The organism is Pseudomonas sp. zbq_18 (genome assembly GCF_043102245.1).
GTDB lineage: Bacteria > Pseudomonadota > Gammaproteobacteria > Pseudomonadales > Pseudomonadaceae > Aquipseudomonas.
Window position 1 is genome coordinate 150,985 of sequence record NZ_JBICIT010000017.1, and the last position, 18,259, is coordinate 169,243.

Consider the following 18,259-nt stretch of genomic DNA (forward strand, 5'->3'; position numbering starts at 1 on the left):
GCGGACTTTCACTCTTGCTGAGTTCGGGTTCCCTCTCCCTCTGGGAGAGGGCTAGGGCGGGCCGCGGAGGGTGAGGGAGTTGCAGGCGACTCGGAGCAGCCCGGCAGTCCCTCACCCCCGGCCCCTCTCCCAGAGGGAGAGGGGTGGAAGCGGTGCATCAATCCAGCTTGTTCAGTACGTCGCCGACGGCGTTGAACAGGCGGTCCAGCTCTTCCGGCTTGGTGTTGAAGGTCGGGCCGAACTGCAGGGTGTCGCCACCGAAGCGCACGTAGAAACCGGCCTTCCACAGCGCCATGCCGGCCTCGAACGGGCGGATGGTCGGGTCGCCGTCACGCGGGGCCAGCTGCAGGGCACCGACCAGGCCGCAATTGCGGATGTCGATGACGTGCTGGCTGCCTTTGAGGCCGTGCAGGACGTTCTCGAAGTGCGGCGCCAGGGCAGCGGATTGCTGCAGCAGACCGTCGCGCTCCAGCAGCTCCAGGGTGGCCAGGCCGGCGGCGCAGGCGACCGGGTGGGCCGAGTAGGTGTAGCCGTGGGTGAACTCGATCATGTGCTCAGGGGTGGCCTGCTGCATGAAGGTGTCGTAGATCTCCTTGGAGGCGATCACCGCGCCCAGCGGGATGGCACCGTTGGTGATCTGCTTGGCGGCGTTGATGATGTCCGGGGTGACGCCGAAGTATTCCGCGCCGCTCCACTTGCCCATGCGGCCGAAGCCGGTGATCACTTCGTCGAAGATCAGCAGGATGTTGTGCTGGGTGCAGATCTCGCGCAGACGCTCCAGGTAGCCCTTCGGCGGGATGATGGCGCCGGCGGAGCCGGACAGCGGCTCGACGATGACGGCGGCGATGTTGGAGGCGTCGTGCAGTTCGATCAGCTTGAGCAGCTCGTTGGCCAGCTCCACGCCGCCGGTCTCGGCCATGCCCTTGGTGAAGGCCAGGTGCGGCTGCAGGGTGTGCGGCAGGTGGTCGGCGTCCATCAGCTGGCCGTACATCTTGCGGTTGCCGCCGATGCCGCCAAGGCTGGTGCCGGCGATGTTCACGCCGTGGTAGCCACGGGCGCGGCCAATGAACTTGGTCTTGGTCGGTTGGCCTTTCAGGCGCCAGTAGGCCTTGGCCATCTTCACCGCGGTGTCGGCGCACTCGGAGCCGGAGCCGGTGAAGAACACGTGGTTGAGCTCGCCCGGCATCAGGTCGGCGATTTTCTCGGCCAGCTTGAAGGACAGCGCGTGGCCGTACTGGAAGCCCGGCGAGTAGTCGAGGGTGCCCAGTTGCTTGGCCACGGCCTCCTGGATTTCCTTACGGCTGTGGCCGGCGCCACAGGTCCACAGGCCGGACAGGCTGTCGAACACGCGACGGCCCTTGTCGTCGATCAGGATGTTGCCTTCGGCGGCCACGATCAGGCGCGGGTCGCGCTTGAAGTTGCGGTTGGCGGAAAACGGCATCCAGTGGGCATCCAGCTTGAGCTGGCTGGCCAGGGACGGGATTTCGGTCTGCGGCATGTTCATCGTGGCTCTCCAGAGCGGCACTGTGGTCTTGTTGCAACGAAAGGTGCCACGGGCATAAAGTCACGAAAATCCAAATCTTCGAATATTTACTTTAGCCATGAGTAAACAATGAGTACACGCCGCCAAGACCCGCTGGCCCAGGTCAGTGATTTCGAGATTCGCCTGCTGCGCCTGTTCCGCAGCGTGGTCGAGTGCGGCGGCTTCTCCGCCGCGGAAACTGTGCTGGGCATCGGCCGCTCGGCGATCAGCCAGCAAATGAGCGACCTGGAACAACGCCTGGGTCTGCGCCTGTGCCAGCGCGGCCGCGCCGGCTTCGCCCTGACCGAGGAAGGCCGCGAGGTGTACCAGTCGGCGCTGCAGCTGTTCGGCGCGCTGGAGAGCTTTCGCAACGGGGTCAACGGCCTGCACCGCGAGCTACGCGGCGAATTGCATATCGGCCTGACCGACAACCTGGTGACCGTGCCGCATATGCGCATCACCCACGCGCTGGCGCGGCTCAAGGAGAAAGGCCCGGACGTGCGCATCCAGATCCGCATGACGCCGCCCTCGGAAGTGGAACAGGGCGTGCTCGACGGCAGCCTGCATGTTGGTGTGGTGCCGCAGAGCCATCCGCTGTCCGGCCTGGAGTACCAGCCGCTGTACGACGAGCGCTCGCTGCTGTACTGCGCCGTAGGCCACCCGCTGTTCTACGTGGACGACAGCCAGTTGGCCGACGAACGCCTCAACGCCCAGGAAGCCATTGCCCCGACCTTCCGCCTGCCGGCCGAGGTGCAGAGCCAGTATCAGGTGCTCAACTGCACCGCCAGCGCCTCGGACCGCGAGGGCATGGCCTTCCTCCTGCTGACCGGGCGCTACATCGGCTATCTGCCGGATCACTACGCCCAGCAGTGGGTACAGCAGGGCCGCCTGCGCGTACTCAAGCCCAACGAACGCTACTACGACCTGACCCTGGCCTCGGTGACACGCAAGGGCCGGCGCCCGCAACTGGTGCTGGAAACCTTCCTCGAAGCGCTGGCCGGCACCGGTCTGTGACAGGCGTTGCCAATGGACACCCGAGAAGAGGCGCAGCAGTTCTTCGCCCGCTTCGCCGAAGACTTCGCCGCCGCCGACGGCGCGCTGATCGCCCAGCGCTATGGCCTGCCCTATCTGGCGCTGGATGACCAGGGCCAGGCCCGGTTGTTCAGCGAAACGCAGCAGATCGCTGCCTACTTCCAGCAGGTGCTCGATGAGTATTTCCGCCAAGGCTGCCGCACCTGCCGCTTTCACGACCTGCACACCCAGGCGCTAGGCGCGCACAACCTGTTCGCCAGCCTGACTTGGGAGCTGCTGGATGAAGCCGGTCAGCCGCTGCTCAGCTGGTGTGAATCCTATGTGCTGACTCGCACGCCTGCCGGGCTGCTGATCCACAGTTCGATCGACCACGCCGACTAAGCTGGAACGCGCGTACCACAAGGCTTTTTGTCGTTTTTCCAGCGCCATTGGGCGGACCTGAACAGTCGAATTTTTGGCGCGTTTTCTCCGGCTTTCACCGGTACAGTTGCACTTCCTACAAAAAGCACACGTTTTTGACACGCAGGGGTTGTTTCGTGACCCGTCGTGGGGTATCAGTGCGCACACGAAACCGATCACTCAGTACGGAATCCCCGATGCCCGCATCCTCCCCCGCCCCCAGCGCCGAGAAACCTGCCGGCCGCATCCGCCAGAAGAACGAACAAGCCATCATCGCCGCCGCCGAGGTCGAGTTCGCCCGCCACGGCTACAAAGGCACCAGCATGAACAGCATCGCCCAGGCGGTGGGGCTGCCCAAGGCCAACCTGCATTACTACTTCAGCAGCAAGCAGGGCCTGTACATTGCCGTACTGAACAACATCCTCGACCAGTGGGACGCCACCTTCAGCAACCTGACCGCCGAAGACGACCCGGCCGTGGCGCTGTCGCGCTACATCCGCGCCAAGATCGAGTATTCGCGCACCCAGCCGCTGGCCTCACGCATCTTCGCCATGGAAGTGATCAGCGGCGGCCAGTACCTGACCGCCCACTACAACCAGGACTACCGCGAGTGGTTCCGCCAGCGCGCCGCCGTGTTCCAGGCCTGGATAGACGCCGGCAAGATGGAGCCGGTCGACCCCGCTCACCTGATCTTCCTGCTGTGGGGCAGCACCCAGCACTACGCCGACTTCGCCAGCCAGATCTGCCTGTTCACCGGCAAGAGCAGCCTGAAGAAAGCCGACTACGCAGATGCCGCCGACAACCTCGAACGCATCATCCTCAAGGGGTTGGGCCTGACGCCGCCCAAGCAGGGCTAGATCGAACGTTAGTCGGCGACGCTACTGCACTGGAAGGACGGTGGGAGCGGCTTTAGCCGCGATGCTTTGTTGTTGCTCCGTATCGCGGCTGAAGCCGCTCCCACCGATGCCCGCCTCTAAGCGCCGCGATACGCTGACATCATCCAGAAGCCCACGGCTCGCTACGCTGGGCTCCGGCGCGCGGCGCCTCAGCCCAAGCTAGCGCGGCTTCAAATCAGCTCGATGCGGTCGTCGAATATGCGGATCAGGCCCTGCTTGAACAAGCCGCCGATGGCCTTCTTGAAATTGCCCTTGCTGACACCGAAGGCCTTGCTGATGGCCTCGGGCGGGCTCTTGTCGGACAGTGCCAGGCTGCCACCGGCATCGCGCAGGGCGCCGAGGATCTGCTCGGACAATTCATCGCGGGCCTGTTGGCCGACCGGCTGCAGGCTCAGGCTGATCTTGCCGTCGGCACGCAGTTCCTTGATGAAGCCCTTCTCCTGGGAGCCGCCGCGCAGGAACTTGAACACCTCGTTCTTGTGAATCAGGCCCCAGTGCTGGCCGTTGATGATGGCCTTGAAGCCCAGATCGGTCTGCTCAACGACCAGCAGGTCCACTTCCTGGCCGACCTGGTAGTTGGCCGGCGTCTTGTCCAGATAGCGGTCCAGGCGCGCGGTGGCGGTGATGCGGCGGCTGCGGTCGAGGTAGACGTGCACCACGCAGTAATCGCCGACCTGCAGCGGGCGCTTCTCCTCGGAGTGCGGCATCAGCAGGTCCTTGGGCAGGCCCCAGTCGAAGAACAGGCCGATGCGGTTGATATCCACCACTTTGAGGCTGGCGAAGCCGCCGACCTGCACCTTGGGTTTCTCGGTGGTGGCGATCAGCCGGTCTTCGCTGTCCAGGTAGACGAACACATTGAGCCAGTCGCCGACCTCGCAGGGCTCGTCCTTGGGGATGTAGCGCTTGGGCAGAAGGATCTCGCCGTCGCTGCCGCCGTCGAGGAAGAGGCCGAAGTCGGCCAGCTTGGCCACCTGCATTGAATTGAAGCGCCCGATCAGAGCCATGGTCGTCACCTGAGGCAAAAGTCCGACATTCTAAGCCGCGGCAGCATGCGGATACAGCCATCGCTGGCACATAGCACGCGCATGTTTCAAAATCATGGCAGGCAGGCAAACTTCGGCCTCGCCCCTCTGTCTGAACTACACGGACTTCTCGCTGCCTTTCCCTGGAGCTCCTGTGCATCCTTCCAGCCGCTGGCTGCCTTATCCTGCCGCGTCGCTTCTGGCCCTCGGCTCGTTGTTTCTGCTTCTGCCCATGGCCAGCCGCTACTGGCTGGGCTGGTCGAGCTGGCCGGGCTATGCCTCCGACCTGGGCATCGGCAGCCTGCTTGTATTGCTGTGCTACCGCCGCCCCTGGCTCACCGTACCACTGGCCATCGCCTGGGCACTGCTGCTGCTGGGCAACGCCGAGCTGATCAACGCGGTCGGCCGCATGCCCGAGCCCAGTGACCTCAAGTACCTGAGTGATCCGCAGTTCGTCAGCCAGTCGACCCAGGGGAGCGGTATCCGCTATCCACTGCTGGCCGGCGCGCTGGTCGCCACTGTGCTGGCCTGCCTGCTGCTGGGCCGCCGCCAGGGTCCGCAGATCCCCCGCTACACCTACGCGCTACCGGTCGCGCTGCTGCTTGGTCACGCCGCCGGGCAATACGTCGCGCCCAGCGAAGACGACCAGTGGCGCCTGTTCAACCTCCCCCACAAGCTGCTGGCCGAAGGCGCCAGCCATGTGCGCCTGGCTCTGGAAGACCACTGGTACGCCGGCGATGAGTCGGGCCTGCCAGCGGATATCGCCGGGCTGAGCAAGCTGGATATGTCCGGCACGCCCCTGCTGCCCGAAGGGGGCAAGGCACGCAACCTGCTGATTATTGCGATGGAGGGTATTCCCGGCGCCTATATCGCCAGGAATCGCCAGCTGATCGGCACCCCCTACGCAGAAGACCTGATGCCGCGCCTGAGCCAGTGGGCCGAGCGCAGCATGACCACGCCGGACTATGTGCTGCACAGTCACCAGACCATCCGCGGCCTGTACGCCATGCTCTGCGGCGACTACGGCAAGCTCGATTCCGGCACGCCCAAAGGCGTTGAGCTGCTCAATAGCGAAACCCGCAATCTGCAGTGCCTGCCGCATCAGCTACGCAGCATGGGCTTTCGCACGCACTTCCTGCAGGGCGCCGGGCTGCGTTTCATGGCCAAGGACCAGATCATGCCGCACATGGGCTTTGAGCAGACCCACGGCCGCGAATGGTTCAAGAACAAGCCTTACCTCGATTTTCCCTGGGGCATGGACGACAAGGCCTACTTCGAGGGTGCGTTGAAGTACGTCCAGCAGCTGCGCCAGGACCGGCAGCCGTGGATGCTCACCCTGCTCACGGTCGGCACACACCAACCTTACTCCGCGCCCAAGGAGTACCTGGCGCGCTACCCCACGGCCAAGCAGGCCGCCATCGCCTACCTGGACGATGCAATTGCCGACTTCCTCGGCGGACTGCAAAAACAAGGCGTGCTCAAGGACACCCTGGTCGTCGTCACCTCCGACGAATCCCACGGCCTGGAGAACGTGCGCCTGGCCTCGGCCTGGGGCTTCAACCTGATACTGGCCCCGGAGCAGGACAAACTGCCGGAGGTTAAGCGCGGCGTGTATGGCCATGTCGACCTGACCGCCTCGATGCTCGACTACTTCGACCTGCCGATACCGGACAACATCGCCGGTCGCTCGCTGCTGCGCGACTATGCAACGCCGCGCGAGATCATGTCCTACACCAACGGCCTGCTGCGCCAACACGACGGCAAGGTGTTCACCGAGTGCAACTTCCAGCAGGTCTGCCGGCGCTATGAGAGCAGCGGCTTCATCGCCCACTCGGCCAAATACCTGGGCCGGTTCAGCGGTCGCCAGGCGCGGCTGGTCAGCCAGCGCGCGGCGCTGCTCGACCAGTCCATCACCGGCGGGCAGGTCGGCCAGCGCTACCAGTTCGCCAACCGCGAGCGTATCGAACTGCGCCCCGAGGCTCGTGACGCGTGGGCGGACAACCTGATCGGCGCCCAGTATCTGGAGCTGCCCAAGGGCACCCGCACCCGCGTGACCCTGAAGATCGAGGCCGTGCGCCTGGACCGCAACGGTGCGACCCTGCGTTTGCTGACCAAGGAATACGACCGCAACAACGCCTTGCCCATCCCGGCGCTGCCACCACTCAAGCGCGGCGAGAGCGTGGCGCTGAGCTTCGACTTCGATAACCCCGAGACGCGCAAGGCCTTTTCCTTCCACCTGCTCGGCGAGGGCCACGGCGCCATTCGCATCAGCGATTTCAGCGTGGTCACCGAGCCGCTGCCGCCAGAGCTGGTGGCCGACCAGAGCGTCGACACGGCGCGGGAAGCCGCAGCGCACTAACAGCGGTAGCCCGGATGCAATCCGGGGCGGTGTTGCCTGCTTCCCGGATTGCATCCGGGCTACGGCCGAGTTGCCTGAAAAGGGGCTAGCGCTATTGCCCCTTCTCCAGCCCCAGTCTGATCAACTTGCCGTCCGGCGCATCGGTCAACAGGTAGAGATAACCATCCGGCCCTTGGCGCACATCGCGGATCCGCCAGTCCTTGTCCTTCAACAAGCGCTCCTCATGAACGACCTTGTCGCCGTCCAACTGCAGACGGATCAACGACTGGTCGGCCAACGCGCCGATGAACAGGTTGTGCTGCCAGGCCGGAAACCGCTCGGCGGTGTAGAACGCCATGCCGGAAATGGCCGGCGATTTTTCCCAGACATGCTGCGGCGCCTCGGTGCCAGCCACCCGCTCGCCCTGCGCCTCGGGAATGGCCAGGAAGCTGTAGTTGACCCCGTGCGTCGCCAACGGCCAGCCATAATTCAGGCCCTTGCGCGGGATATTGATCTCGTCGCCGCCACGCGGACCATGCTCATGCAGCCAGATACGCCCACTCCAGGGGTTGAGCGCCAGCCCCTGTGGGTTGCGGTGGCCATAGGACCAGATTTCCGCCCGCGCGCCCTGCTGGTCGACGAAAGGGTTGTCGGGCGGCACGCGACCATCGGCCTGCAGGCGCACCAGCTTGCCCTGCAGCTTGTCCAGATGCTGGGCGGTGGGCCGCTGGTTGTTCTCGCCCAGGCTGATGAACAGATATCCCTCGCGATCGAACGCCAGGCGCGAGCCGAAGTGAATGCCGCTCGACAGCTTCGGCTGCTGGCGGAAGATCACCTGGAAGTCGTCCAGCGCGCCCATGTCCTCACGCAGACGCCCTCGTCCCACGGCCGTACCGGCCTTGTCCCCCTGAGCATCACCCTCTGCATAACTCAGATAGACCAGGCGATCCTCAGTGAACTGCGGCGACAGCACCACGTCGAGCAAGCCGCCCTGGCCCTTGGCATAGACCTCAGGCACACCCCCCAGTGGCTCGCTCAATTGCCCCTGCGCATTCAGCCAGCGCAAGCGCCCCGGCCGCTCGGTGATCAGGCTGCCCTGCCCCTGCGGCAGGAAGGTCAGCGCCCAGGGGTGTTGCAGGTCGCCGACCACCTCGGTGACTTGCAGCTCACCCAGCTCGCTGCGCTCGGCCATGGCCAGTGGACTCAGCATCAGGCTCAGCGCCATCAGTAGATGTTTCATATTCGCCCTCCTTCTCGACGCTAACCTTGTAGCCCAACACCGGCGCCCAGCCCAGGCCGGGTACAATGCCTTTCATTTCCCGATGTGACACTCGCCGCCATGACCGAAGCCGAACGCCTGTCCAAACGCCTGATCCAGCAAATCGCCTGTTCCCGGCGCGAAGCGGAGCTGTATATCGAGAATGGCTGGGTCACGGTGGATGGGGTGGTGGTCGAGGAGCCGCAGTTCCCCGTCACCCACCAGCAGGTTGCCCTGCTGCCGGGCGCCAAGGCCGAGACCCAGCCGCCCATCACCCTGCTGCTGAACAAGCCCGCCGGCCTGGGTTGCGGCCTGGGAGCCAACTCCTGCCAGCAGTTGCTCAGCCACGCCCATCGCTGGGCCGATGATCCCAGCGGCATGCGCCCCCTGCAGCGCCATCTGCGCCGCCTGGAACTGCTGACTCCGCTGGAAACCGATGCCAGCGGGCTGCTGGTATTCAGCCAGAGCCCCGGGGTGATCCGTCTGTTCAAGGACAAGGGGGCGACGCTGGAGCAGGAGTATCTGGTTGATGTTGCCGGCAGCCTGGATGAGCGCGGCCTCAAGCGCCTGTCATTCGGCCAGACCTACAAGGGCGTCACGGTGCCGCCGTGCAAGGTCAGCTGGCAGAGCGAGAACCGCCTGCGCTTCGCCATCAAGGCCGTGCAGCCAGGGCAATTGCGCCACATGTGCGAGAGCCTTGGCCTGCAGGTGCAGGGCATTCGCCGCCTGCGCTTCGGTCGCACCGGCCTGGCCAAGCTGCCGGTCGGACACTGGCGCTATCTGGGCGCGAACGAAAAGTTTTAAGGAAGGCTCAACGGTAATCCGCGTAACGCCGCTCGATCTGCAGGTATTCGCCACTGTCGCGAATCGCCTGCAAACCCTGGTCGAAGCGGTCGCGCTGCAAGGGTTGGCGAAAGCCCACACTGTAAGGAGTGGGCGCAAACAGCAGGTAGATGGTCAGCGGCTGGGTAACATCCACCTGATCCGCCACCTGGCGGTTGAAAAAACGCAGGATGCGCGGATCGCTGATCACCACATCGACCCGCCCGCTGTAGAGGAGGCGATTGCGATTGATCTGCAAGGCCTCCTCGCGGTAGCGCGGATTGGCATCGGCCATGGCCTGAAACTCCTCACCCAGCAGATAGCGCGAGCGCTGAAAGCTGCTGATCGAATAGCCCCTCAGATCATTGATGCTGTCGATGCGATAGCCCCGCGAAGACAAGGCCACCGCCTGGTTGTGGTAGTGAATATAGGTCGCCGAATAATGCGCCTCGATGCCACTGCGCGGGTTGGTGGTGGCGATGGCGTCCAGCTCACCACGGCGCAAGGCCAGGTGCAGACGCTCCATGGGGGCGTGCCGCACGTCCATGTCGTAACCGGCCTCACGCAAAGCTGCAGCGACGATGTCGAACTCCAGCCCGCGGTGTTCGCCTTCGAACACATAGGGCGGTTTGTGGGTACCAAAGCCAATGCGCAGGGTTTCCGCCGAGGCAACAGGTACGCACAGGGCAAACAGCAGCGGCCACAGGCATCGAAACATGCATCCCCCCTCAGACAATGGCCCAAGCATAGGCGCCAGAAGTCCGCACAACCATCATGTGAGACGATGTTGCCCCATTCATCCGCCGTCAGCTGGCAGGCGCTAGACTCTCCGCTCACCACTGGGAGAACCCTCATGCTCAAAGCCGAATACCAGCAACGCGGCAAGGTGCCGCAGGATGTCATCGCCGCCGTGGAACTGCAGCTGCCGCCGCTGGCCGCCGGCCAGGCTCTGGTCAAGGTACTGGCCGCACCGATCAACCCGTCCGATGTGCTCACCCTGACCGGCGAGTACGGCATGCTACCGCCACTGCCCGCCATTGGTGGCAACGAAGGCGTCGGCCGTGTCGAGCAGCTCGGCGAAGGGGTCAAGCACCTCAAGGTCGGTCAGACCGTGCTGCTGCCGGTGGGTTGCGGCACCTGGGTCAGCCACCTGCAGGCACCCGCCGACAAGCTGATCCCGCTACCGGATGCCGACCCGCAGCAACTGGCGATGATGACCGTCAACCCGCCAACCGCCTCACTGCTGCTGAGCGAGTTCGTCGACCTGCAACCCGGCGACTGGGTAATCCAGAACGCCGCCAACTCTGGCGTCGGCGGCTACCTGATCCAGCTGGCCAAGCTGCGCGGTTTCAAGACCATCAACGTGGTACGCCGTGAATCGGCGGTCGCGGGCGTCAAGGCCGAAGGCGGTGATGTGGTGCTGGTCGATGGCCCACACCTGCACCAGCAGGTGCGCGAAGCCATCGGCGACGCCAAGCTGATGCTCGGCATCGACGCCGTGGGCGGCGCCGCCACCGACCATATCGCCGCCTGCCTGAGTGAGAGCGGTACGCTGGTGAACTATGGCCTGATGAGCGGGGAGCCCTGCCAGGTATCAGCCACGTCCTTCGTCTTCCGCGATATCACCCTGCGCGGTTTCTGGCTGGCCAAGTGGTTCCGCAAGGCCAGCCCGGCCGAGCAGATGAAGGTATTCGGTGAGCTGACCCAACTGATCGCCAGCGGCAAGCTCAAGGCGCGCATCGCCGCCACCTACAACCTCAGCCAGATCAAGGAAGCAGTAGCCGCGGCCGCCAGTGGCGAGCGCGACGGCAAGATCCTGATCGTGCCGTGAACAACCATGCGGTGTAGCCCATCGTGGCTGAAGCCACTCCCACAACAACCTGCATAGGCCGCGTGGGAGCGGCTTCAGCCGCGAAAAAGAGCAGGCAGAGAAAGGGGCCTTTCGGCCCCTTCTCGTTTACTCCGCCGCTGGCTTCTTGCGCTTGAGCGGCGCCATGCCGTCCTGGCTGACCAGCGCCGAAGGTGCCTTGGGTGCGCTCGGCCGGCGCTTGGCGCTCGGCTTGGCAGCGCTCTTCTTGGCGCCGTCCTTCTTGTCGGTCTTTTTCTTCTTCACGCCGGCGGCCTTGCCCGACGCCTTGACGTTCTTCGGCCCCTGGTAGCTGCCTTTCAGCTCCTTGATTACGCGACGCTCGAAACGCTGCTTGAGGTAGCGCTCGACGCTCGACATCAGGTTCCAGTCGTTGTGGCAGATCAGCGAGATGGCCAGGCCGTCGGCGCCGGCGCGGCCGGTACGGCCGATGCGGTGCACGTACTCGTCGCCGCTGCGCGGCATGTCGAAGTTGATCACCAGGTCGAGGTCTTCGATATCCAGGCCGCGGGCGGCCACGTCGGTGGCCACCAGTACCTTGCTGCCGCCCTGGCGGAAACGGTCGATGGCCTGCTTGCGGTCTTTCTGGTCCTTGTCGCCGTGCAGTACGAAGGCCTTGTAGTCCAGCGCCACCAGGTGGCCGTAGAGGCGATCGACCTGGGTGCGGGTGTTACAGAACACGATGGCCTTGCGGTAGGTCTCGTTGCTCAGCAGCCACTGCACCAGGCGCTCTTTGTGCACGGGATCGTCGGCGGTGATGATCTGCTGCACCGTGGTTTCGCTGAGCTGGTCGACGCTGTTGAGCTTGAGGTGGGTCGGCTCGCGCAGCACCTTGGCGATCATCTCGCGCAATACCTTGCCGCCGCCGGTGGCGGAAAACAGCAGGGTCTGCTGGCGATTGGCGCACTCGCTGGTGATGCGCTCGATGTCCTCGGCAAAGCCCATGTCGAGCATGCGGTCGGCCTCGTCCAGCACCAGCACCTCGACTTCCTTGAGGCTCAGGCTGCCGGCGTTGAGGTGCTCCATCAGCCGGCCCGGCGTGGCGATCAGGATGTCCGGCTGCTTGCGCAGCAGTGCGGCCTGCTCCTTGAAGTCCTCGCCGCCGGTGACCAGGCCCGCCTTGATGAAGGTGAACTGGGAGAAACGCTCCACTTCCTTGAGGGTCTGCTGGGCCAGCTCGCGGGTCGGCAGCAGGATCAGCGAGCGCACGTCGGTGCGCTTCTTCGAGTTGGCATCGCCGAGCAGACGGTTGAGCAGCGGCAGCAGGAACGCCGCGGTCTTGCCGCTGCCGGTCTGCGCCGTCACCCGCAGGTCACGTCCTTCCAGCGCCGGCGGAATGGCCGCCACCTGCACCGGCGTCGGCTCGGTGAAATTGAGCTCGGCGACGGCCTTGAGCAGGCGTTCATGCAGGGCGAATTGGGAGAACACGGGGCTTACCTCGGCACAATCGAAAAAACAGCTGCATAGGTTACTCGCTCGACCGCCGCGCCGCACTGTCGGCGTCCACAGCTGTACAACATTTGCACAAAGCTGACCCCGTAGTTAGAATGCGCGCCGCCCTGCATCCCGTGGGCATGGGTTCCCTAACCCCATTCACTAAAAAGGTCCGTGCCATGCCGCCGCTCGCCGCTTCTCGTCCGCGCTTCGCCCTCCCGGCGCTGATTGCCTTCCACATCCTGATCATCATCGCCAGCAACTACCTGGTGCAGCTGCCGATCACCCTGTTCGGCTGGCATACCACCTGGGGCGCGTTCAGCTTCCCGTTCATCTTCCTCGCCACCGACCTGACCGTACGCCTGCTCGGCAAGCGCCCGGCGCGCCAGGTGATCGCCCGGGTCATGATCCCGGCGCTGGTCGCCTCCTACGTGGTATCGGTAGTGTTCCAGGAAGGCGCATTCCGCGGTCTGGGTGCGCTCACCGAGTACAACGAGTTTGTTCTGCGCATATCGGTGGCCAGCTTCCTCGCCTATGTGCTCGGTCAGGTACTGGATATCCAGGTGTTCGACCGCCTGCGCCAGTTACGCCAGTGGTGGATCGCCCCGGTCGCTTCCACTGTGCTGGGCAACCTGCTGGATACCTTCGCCTTCTTCTCGGTGGCCTTCTGGCGCAGCGAAAACCCCTTCATGGCCGAGCACTGGGTGGAAATCGCCACGGTGGACTACGGCGTCAAGCTGGCCATCAGCCTGATGTTGTTCGTACCGCTATACGGCATGCTGCTCAACGCCATCCTGCGCCTGCTCGACGGGCGCCGTGGTGCAGTCGCCTGAGACGCTGACCCCGCCCTGAATCCGGCGCTCGACGGCAGTCGTCAGTACGCCGACCCTCAGGGCTCGTCCATACTGAGCGGGGAACCACACGCGTCTGCACGCATCCAAGTGCACACAACTCAGGAGTTGACCATGCGCATTGTGCCTTTCGTCCTCGCCGGCCTGCTCGCCCTGCCTACGCTATCCGCACAGGCCGCCCCCAAGCATGACAAACACGACAAGCACGGTGGCGAGCCGGACGTGACCGTCGATCTACGTGGGCCGAGCATCGATATCGGCCGGGTACGCGTGGTGCTCGGCGATAACCGCGACCTGATCGGCCCGACGCAGTCACTGCCGCCCGGCATCCGCAAGAACCTGGCACGCGGCAAGCCGCTGCCACCGGGCATCGCCAAACGCTTCGACAACCGCCTGCTGGGCAAGCTGCCGCACTACGACGGCTACGAATGGCGCCAGGTCGGCACCGACGTGGTACTGGTAACCCTGGCCACTGGCCTGATCTACGAGATTCTGGATAACGTCCTCGACTGAGCGGCGGAAACTTCAACCCGCCACCTCGACTCCAACCCGTGACGGCCACTGTCCACAGGCCATCACGGGGGCCCATGAAACCGACGCTGATCTATTGCGTAGCCGCCAGCCTGGACGGCTACATTGCCCGCCCGGACGGCAGCAGCGACTGGCTGGCCGGTGATGACGAAGCCATTGCCTGCGACGGTCTGCTGCTGGGCCGCGCCACTTATGACGCCCTCAGCGCGTACTGGCCGCTACCGAAAAAGCCCACCCTGCTGTTGACCCGCCACCGCCCCACACACCCGCCGGAGCAGGTACGCGCCCGGCATTGCACCCCCAGCGCAGCCCTCGACGAACTGGCCGCGCTCGGTTGCCGGCGAGTACGCCTGCTCGGCGGCAGCAGCCTGGCCGGCAACTGCTCCGCCGCCGGCCTACTGGACGAACTGGTGGTCCGGCTGATGCCGCACCTGTTGGGCGCGGGCGTACCGCTGTTCGCCGGCGGCATGGAACGCCAGCTGCAGCTAATCGATACCTACAAGATCAACGGCGGCGGCATTCACCTGCACTACCGGGTCTTGCCCGAGCCGCAGTAGTTCACGGAGTAACAACCACGCCCTGCCTGGCCTGCTTGCGCAACAGGCGCACACTGTCCCAGCCGGTCAGCACGATCGCCAGCCAGATCGGCCCGTAAGTCCACAACTGACGCACATCAAAAGCCTCGCCCAGCACCACCACCGCCACGCCGAACAGCAAGACCGGCTCCACATAACTGAGAATGCCGAACAGCCCCAGCGGCAGCAGGCGGCTGGCCGCCATCATGGCGCCGAAGGCCAGTGCGCTGAGCAGGCCGAGGCCCGGCAGCAGCCACCACAGCTGAGGTTGCAGGGTGAAGACCTCGGGAGGGCTGAAACGCATGATCAGCCAGATCGCCAATGGCGCCAGCACCAGCATTTCCAGCACGAAGCCGGACAGCGCGTCCAGGCGCATCCAGCGGCGCAGCATGAAATACGGCGGATACCCCAGCGCCGCCACCAGCGTCACCCAGGAGAAGGCACGGGTCAGCCACAGCTCGTGCAGCACCCCGATTAGCGCACAGCCCACGGCGAGGCTCTGCAGCGGGCGCAGGCGTTCGCCATAGAACACGCGCCCGCACAACACCATGGCCAGCGGCAGGAGGAAGTAGCCCAACGAGACATCCAGCATGCGCCCGGCCAATGGCGCCCAGACGAACAGGTACCACTGCACGCCCATCAGCGCGGCGGCCAGCGGCAAAGCAGCCAGCAGCAGTGGCTCGCGGCGCAGGCGGGCAAAGCTCTCTGCCAGCACGCCGAACTGCCGGCTCAGCAGCACCAGCAACAAAACGGCCGGGATCGACCAGAGAATCCGCTGGGCGAACACCTGCAAGCCATCCAGTGGCTGCAGCCACAGGACATAGCCGGGAATCAGCACGAACAGCACCGAGGCCGTCACTGACAGCCCCACACCACGACCCGACAGCTGCACGGCAGCCTCCGACACCAAGAGGAAAGGCGGCTATGGCAACACAGTGCGTTCAGTATTTCAAACACAGTCAGCCAGCGGATTGGCCATACAGCCTGCGTTACACTCCCCGTCCACCGTCAGGAGCCGTCGAGATGCCGCGTATAAACACCCGCGAGTCGCACCAGCAGCAGGCTTTTTGGCGCGACCCGGCACTGCCTTTCGTCGAAAGCCGCCGCGCCTGCCATAGCCGCGCCTGCTACCGCGCACACAGCCACCCGACCTTCTCCATCGGCGCGGTGGATGCCGGACGCAGCGTGTTCAGCGGCGCTGGCGAACAGCCCATCGCCCTGCATCCCGGCATGCTGGTGTTCGTGCCGGCCAGCCGCGTGCATGCTTGCAATCCGGCTCCAGACGCCTCATGGAGCTACCAGATGCTGCACCTGGACGCCGCCTGGCTACAGGCCACTCGTGCGGAATACGCCACAACCCTGACCGACGAACCCATCCGCATCCTCGACGAGTCTGGGCTGTACCGGCAGTTCTGCCGGCTCAACGACGTGCTGTTTTCCACCGCGGACACTGCCGAAAAGGAAACGGCGCTGATCGAGTTCATCGGTGATCAGGATCTCACTCACCTCGCCGGCATCCACCTGCCATTGCCGGACAACGTCAGCCGCGAACGCTTGCAACCTGCCCTGCGGCGCTTGGCCAAGACGCCAGGCGCGGACGTACCGCTGGACGAGTTGGCCAGCCTGGCCGGCATGAGCCGCTATCAGCTGATACGTGCCTTTCGCCGCAGCACCGGTTTGACGCCGCACGCCTGGCAACTGAACCAGCGCATCAACCTGGCCCGCGAGCACATGCGCGCCGGCGCGGATATCGCCACCGTTGCCCAGGACCTGGGCTTCGCCGACCAGGCGCATCTCCAACGGGTATTCAAGGCGCATACCGGCGTGACGCCCGGACGCTATCGCGCCTAGTCGCAATTTCCTTCAATACCCGGCACAGGCACCTCGGCAGACTGCGGCAAACCCTGCCAGAAGCCTCGCCATGCACGTTTTTCTCCTGATCGCCGCCGCCCACTTCCTCGCCCTGCTTTCTCCGGGCCCCGATTTCTTTCTGATCGCCCGCAGTTCTCTGGCCCATGGCTGGCGCATCGCCACTGGCGCCTGCCTGGGCATTGCTCTGGGTAATGGCCTGTTCATCCTGCTGGCGTTCCTCGGCACGGGCGCGCTAAAGGCCGATAGCCCTTGGTTCCTCGCCCTGCAACTGGCCGGCTGTGGCTACCTGCTGTACCTGGGCGTGCTGTTCATTCGCCACGCCGAACGCAGTGAGCTGACGCTGACAGGTACTGCCGGCAGTACCGCGAGCTGGTGCCGCGCCACCGGCATGGGCCTGCTCTCGGCCCTGCTCAATCCGAAGAACGCCCTGTTCTACGCCAGCCTCGCCGCCATGCTCAGCGGCCCCTATGCCAGTGCCGGCTGGAAGCTGGTCTATGGCCTGTGGATGTTTGCGGTGGTGCTGGTGTGGGACCTGCTGATCGCCGTGCTAATCGGCAACCGGCGGGTGTTGCGCCGCTTCAATCGGGCGCTGCCGTGGCTGGAGCGGGTATCAGGCATGTTGCTGATCCTGCTGGCACTCGGGGTACTCGGCCGGGCGGGGCTCAATGCTGGGTAACCGCCCATAAAAAACGGCCCACCGGGAGGAGCACCCAGGCGAGCCGTGGAGGTTGGGCCGGACATAGCGGCCCCAGGGAGATAGGGTGAATCAGGCGACCTGAGCCAGTTGCTCGCGTGCCTTGGCCAGGCCCTTTTCCGAGAACTCCGCGCCCATGTTCAGGCCTTCGGCATGGATGAACTGCACATCGTGAATACCGATGAAGGCCAGCGCCTGACGCAGGTAGGGTTCCTGGTGATCCAGGCCACTGCCGGCATAGATGCCGCCACGGGCGGTCAGCACATAGGCGCGCTTGCCGGTGAGCAGGCCCTGCGGGCCGGTTTCGGTGTACTTGAAGGTGACGCCGGCGCGCAGCACATGGTCCAGCCAGGACTTGAGGGTGCTGGGGATGGCGAAGTTGTACATCGGCGCGGCCAGCACCAGTACGTCGGCAGCCAGCAGTTCATCGGTCAACTGATTGGAGCGCGCGGCGGCGGCCTTCTCCGCCTCGCTCTGCTGGTCGGCAGGTTTCATCCAGCCGGCCAGCAGGGCTTCGTCCAGGTGCGGCACCGGCTGCTTGGCCAGGTCGCGAACGGTGACTTGATCTTGCGGGTGAGCCGCTTGCCACTGGCCGATGAAATCGGCAGTCAGCTGACGGGAAACGGAACCTTCCTGGCGGGCACTGCTTTCGATAACGAGGATGCGGGACATATGGCTGACTCCATCAGAGTGGTTAGCTTCGATGGAGTCAGGTTATGGTCAGTCAAAGAGATAAAAAAGCGCAAAGATCAACACAAAACAATCGACAATGTTGATTTGTCGAATGAACGCCCCTAGGCTCCATTCTGTTCGCAGGTCAGGTCGACCCGCAGCTTGATGATGTTGCGGGCGAACTTCATGGTCACCAGTTTGCGCTCGCCGGCTTTCAGGTCCGCCGAGCGGGTACGGGGTGCCTCGGGACCGTTGCGAAAGCGTGCCTTGCACTTGGCGTCCATCTGCCCGTAGTTGTACAGAATGAGGCCGCCGATATTGCTATCGATCTCCTGGACTTCGGCGGATACCTCGGCACCATTGAGCTGTTTCTCCAGTTCGCTCGGATAAGCGAATGCGGTCAGCGGCAGCAGTGTGACGGCCAGGGCCAGGCAGGTCTTTTTCATTGGCACTCTCCTTTTTGAAGGTGCCCAG

19 protein-coding genes are annotated in these 18,259 nt (G+C 64.5%); 11 read left to right on the forward strand and 8 right to left on the reverse strand.

Going from position 1 to position 18,259, the window contains the following annotated elements; translation table 11 throughout:
- Positions 1 to 157 precede the first annotated feature (157 nt).
- Positions 158 to 1,504: an aspartate aminotransferase family protein gene (locus ACF8C6_RS14210; RefSeq protein ID WP_392499884.1), complete on the reverse strand. Its 1,347-nt coding sequence runs from the start codon at positions 1,502 to 1,504 to the stop codon at positions 158 to 160.
- 108 nt (positions 1,505 to 1,612) lie between these two features.
- Between ACF8C6_RS14210 and ACF8C6_RS14215 the strand changes: the two genes are divergently transcribed.
- From ACF8C6_RS14215 to ACF8C6_RS14225, 3 genes are all read left to right on the forward strand, one after another.
- On the forward strand, positions 1,613 to 2,536 hold the full coding sequence (locus tag ACF8C6_RS14215; RefSeq protein ID WP_392499885.1) for a LysR family transcriptional regulator: 924 nt from the start codon (positions 1,613 to 1,615) through the stop codon (positions 2,534 to 2,536).
- A 12-nt stretch (positions 2,537 to 2,548) separates the two neighbouring features.
- Complete coding sequence (locus ACF8C6_RS14220) at positions 2,549 to 2,935, forward strand: hypothetical protein (protein WP_392499886.1); 387 nt, start codon at positions 2,549 to 2,551, stop codon at positions 2,933 to 2,935.
- Between the two features lie 215 nt (positions 2,936 to 3,150).
- Positions 3,151 to 3,810, forward strand: a complete 660-nt coding sequence (locus tag ACF8C6_RS14225) for a TetR/AcrR family transcriptional regulator (RefSeq protein WP_392499887.1) — start codon at positions 3,151 to 3,153, stop codon at positions 3,808 to 3,810.
- A 209-nt stretch (positions 3,811 to 4,019) separates the two neighbouring features.
- Here the strand turns inward: ACF8C6_RS14225 and ACF8C6_RS14230 are convergent, their stop codons facing one another.
- The gene (locus ACF8C6_RS14230) at positions 4,020 to 4,853 is read right to left on the reverse strand and encodes a S1 RNA-binding domain-containing protein (RefSeq protein ID WP_392499888.1); all 834 of its coding nucleotides are present in this window, start codon (positions 4,851 to 4,853) and stop codon (positions 4,020 to 4,022) included.
- Positions 4,854 to 5,025: 172 nt separating this feature from the next.
- Here ACF8C6_RS14230 and ACF8C6_RS14235 point away from each other — a divergent pair, with 172 nt between their 5' ends.
- On the forward strand, positions 5,026 to 7,230 hold the full coding sequence (locus ACF8C6_RS14235; protein WP_392499889.1) for an LTA synthase family protein: 2,205 nt from the start codon (positions 5,026 to 5,028) through the stop codon (positions 7,228 to 7,230).
- Positions 7,231 to 7,321: 91 nt separating this feature from the next.
- Here the strand turns inward: ACF8C6_RS14235 and ACF8C6_RS14240 are convergent, their stop codons facing one another.
- On the reverse strand, positions 7,322 to 8,449 hold the full coding sequence (locus ACF8C6_RS14240) for a PQQ-dependent sugar dehydrogenase (protein WP_392499890.1): 1,128 nt from the start codon (positions 8,447 to 8,449) through the stop codon (positions 7,322 to 7,324).
- 99 nt (positions 8,450 to 8,548) lie between these two features.
- Between ACF8C6_RS14240 and ACF8C6_RS14245 the strand changes: the two genes are divergently transcribed.
- On the forward strand, positions 8,549 to 9,271 hold the full coding sequence (locus ACF8C6_RS14245) for an rRNA pseudouridine synthase (RefSeq protein ID WP_392499891.1): 723 nt from the start codon (positions 8,549 to 8,551) through the stop codon (positions 9,269 to 9,271).
- 7 nt (positions 9,272 to 9,278) lie between these two features.
- Here the strand turns inward: ACF8C6_RS14245 and ACF8C6_RS14250 are convergent, their stop codons facing one another.
- On the reverse strand, positions 9,279 to 10,007 hold the full coding sequence (locus ACF8C6_RS14250; protein ID WP_392499892.1) for a substrate-binding periplasmic protein: 729 nt from the start codon (positions 10,005 to 10,007) through the stop codon (positions 9,279 to 9,281).
- A 135-nt stretch (positions 10,008 to 10,142) separates the two neighbouring features.
- Here ACF8C6_RS14250 and ACF8C6_RS14255 point away from each other — a divergent pair, with 135 nt between their 5' ends.
- On the forward strand, positions 10,143 to 11,120 hold the full coding sequence (locus tag ACF8C6_RS14255; RefSeq protein WP_392499893.1) for a zinc-dependent alcohol dehydrogenase family protein: 978 nt from the start codon (positions 10,143 to 10,145) through the stop codon (positions 11,118 to 11,120).
- 126 nt (positions 11,121 to 11,246) lie between these two features.
- On the opposite strand, the gene ACF8C6_RS14260 is transcribed toward ACF8C6_RS14255, so the two are convergent.
- A complete protein-coding gene (locus ACF8C6_RS14260) occupies positions 11,247 to 12,584 on the reverse strand; it encodes a DEAD/DEAH box helicase (RefSeq protein ID WP_392499894.1) in 1,338 nt (445 codons plus the stop codon).
- 185 nt (positions 12,585 to 12,769) lie between these two features.
- Between ACF8C6_RS14260 and ACF8C6_RS14265 the strand changes: the two genes are divergently transcribed.
- From ACF8C6_RS14265 to ACF8C6_RS14275, 3 genes are all read left to right on the forward strand, one after another.
- Positions 12,770 to 13,423 carry a 7-cyano-7-deazaguanine/7-aminomethyl-7-deazaguanine transporter gene (locus ACF8C6_RS14265; protein ID WP_392499895.1) on the forward strand — a complete coding sequence of 218 codons (654 nt, stop codon included), beginning with the start codon at positions 12,770 to 12,772 and terminating at the stop codon, positions 13,421 to 13,423.
- A 132-nt stretch (positions 13,424 to 13,555) separates the two neighbouring features.
- Positions 13,556 to 13,954, forward strand: a complete 399-nt coding sequence (locus tag ACF8C6_RS14270; protein WP_392499896.1) for an anti-virulence regulator CigR family protein — start codon at positions 13,556 to 13,558, stop codon at positions 13,952 to 13,954.
- Between the two features lie 74 nt (positions 13,955 to 14,028).
- Positions 14,029 to 14,529, forward strand: a complete 501-nt coding sequence (locus ACF8C6_RS14275) for a dihydrofolate reductase family protein (RefSeq protein WP_392499897.1) — start codon at positions 14,029 to 14,031, stop codon at positions 14,527 to 14,529.
- A 1-nt stretch (position 14,530) separates the two neighbouring features.
- Here ACF8C6_RS14275 and rarD read toward each other — a convergent pair whose 3' ends face one another.
- Positions 14,531 to 15,439 carry an EamA family transporter RarD gene (gene rarD, locus ACF8C6_RS14280; RefSeq protein WP_392499898.1) on the reverse strand — a complete coding sequence of 303 codons (909 nt, stop codon included), beginning with the start codon at positions 15,437 to 15,439 and terminating at the stop codon, positions 14,531 to 14,533.
- Between the two features lie 131 nt (positions 15,440 to 15,570).
- On the opposite strand from rarD, the gene ACF8C6_RS14285 reads away from it, so the two are divergent.
- Both ACF8C6_RS14285 and ACF8C6_RS14290 read left to right on the forward strand, forming a co-directional pair.
- Positions 15,571 to 16,398: a helix-turn-helix domain-containing protein gene (locus tag ACF8C6_RS14285; RefSeq protein ID WP_392499899.1), complete on the forward strand. Its 828-nt coding sequence runs from the start codon at positions 15,571 to 15,573 to the stop codon at positions 16,396 to 16,398.
- Positions 16,399 to 16,468: 70 nt separating this feature from the next.
- A complete protein-coding gene (locus ACF8C6_RS14290; RefSeq protein ID WP_392499900.1) occupies positions 16,469 to 17,095 on the forward strand; it encodes a LysE family translocator in 627 nt (208 codons plus the stop codon).
- Between the two features lie 90 nt (positions 17,096 to 17,185).
- On the opposite strand, the gene ACF8C6_RS14295 is transcribed toward ACF8C6_RS14290, so the two are convergent.
- Both ACF8C6_RS14295 and ACF8C6_RS14300 read right to left on the reverse strand, forming a co-directional pair.
- Positions 17,186 to 17,785 (reverse strand): FMN-dependent NADH-azoreductase, encoded by a 600-nt coding sequence (locus ACF8C6_RS14295; protein ID WP_392499901.1) that lies wholly within the window; start codon positions 17,783 to 17,785, stop codon positions 17,186 to 17,188.
- A gap of 122 nt (positions 17,786 to 17,907) precedes the next feature.
- Positions 17,908 to 18,231 (reverse strand): 3-phosphoglycerate kinase, encoded by a 324-nt coding sequence (locus ACF8C6_RS14300; RefSeq protein WP_277691303.1) that lies wholly within the window; start codon positions 18,229 to 18,231, stop codon positions 17,908 to 17,910.
- Positions 18,232 to 18,259: the final 28 nt, after the last annotated feature.

Excerpts from the sequence above, each read along its gene's own strand:
- ACF8C6_RS14210 (WP_392499884.1), bottom strand. The coding sequence starts at position 1,504 with ATGAACATGCCGCAGACCGAAATCCCGTCCCTGGCCAGCCAGCTCAAG.
- ACF8C6_RS14215 (WP_392499885.1), top strand. The coding sequence starts at position 1,613 with ATGAGTACACGCCGCCAAGACCCGCTGGCCCAGGTCAGTGATTTCGAG.
- ACF8C6_RS14220 (WP_392499886.1), top strand. The coding sequence starts at position 2,549 with ATGGACACCCGAGAAGAGGCGCAGCAGTTCTTCGCCCGCTTCGCCGAA.
- ACF8C6_RS14225 (WP_392499887.1), top strand. The coding sequence starts at position 3,151 with ATGCCCGCATCCTCCCCCGCCCCCAGCGCCGAGAAACCTGCCGGCCGC.
- ACF8C6_RS14230 (WP_392499888.1), bottom strand. The coding sequence starts at position 4,853 with ATGGCTCTGATCGGGCGCTTCAATTCAATGCAGGTGGCCAAGCTGGCC.
- ACF8C6_RS14240 (WP_392499890.1), bottom strand. The coding sequence starts at position 8,449 with ATGAAACATCTACTGATGGCGCTGAGCCTGATGCTGAGTCCACTGGCC.
- ACF8C6_RS14245 (WP_392499891.1), top strand. The coding sequence starts at position 8,549 with ATGACCGAAGCCGAACGCCTGTCCAAACGCCTGATCCAGCAAATCGCC.
- ACF8C6_RS14250 (WP_392499892.1), bottom strand. The coding sequence starts at position 10,007 with ATGTTTCGATGCCTGTGGCCGCTGCTGTTTGCCCTGTGCGTACCTGTT.
- ACF8C6_RS14255 (WP_392499893.1), top strand. The coding sequence starts at position 10,143 with ATGCTCAAAGCCGAATACCAGCAACGCGGCAAGGTGCCGCAGGATGTC.
- ACF8C6_RS14265 (WP_392499895.1), top strand. The coding sequence starts at position 12,770 with ATGCCGCCGCTCGCCGCTTCTCGTCCGCGCTTCGCCCTCCCGGCGCTG.
- ACF8C6_RS14270 (WP_392499896.1), top strand. The coding sequence starts at position 13,556 with ATGCGCATTGTGCCTTTCGTCCTCGCCGGCCTGCTCGCCCTGCCTACG.
- ACF8C6_RS14275 (WP_392499897.1), top strand. The coding sequence starts at position 14,029 with ATGAAACCGACGCTGATCTATTGCGTAGCCGCCAGCCTGGACGGCTAC.
- ACF8C6_RS14285 (WP_392499899.1), top strand. The coding sequence starts at position 15,571 with ATGCCGCGTATAAACACCCGCGAGTCGCACCAGCAGCAGGCTTTTTGG.
- ACF8C6_RS14290 (WP_392499900.1), top strand. The coding sequence starts at position 16,469 with ATGCACGTTTTTCTCCTGATCGCCGCCGCCCACTTCCTCGCCCTGCTT.
- ACF8C6_RS14295 (WP_392499901.1), bottom strand. The coding sequence starts at position 17,785 with ATGTCCCGCATCCTCGTTATCGAAAGCAGTGCCCGCCAGGAAGGTTCC.
- ACF8C6_RS14300 (WP_277691303.1), bottom strand. The coding sequence starts at position 18,231 with ATGAAAAAGACCTGCCTGGCCCTGGCCGTCACACTGCTGCCGCTGACC.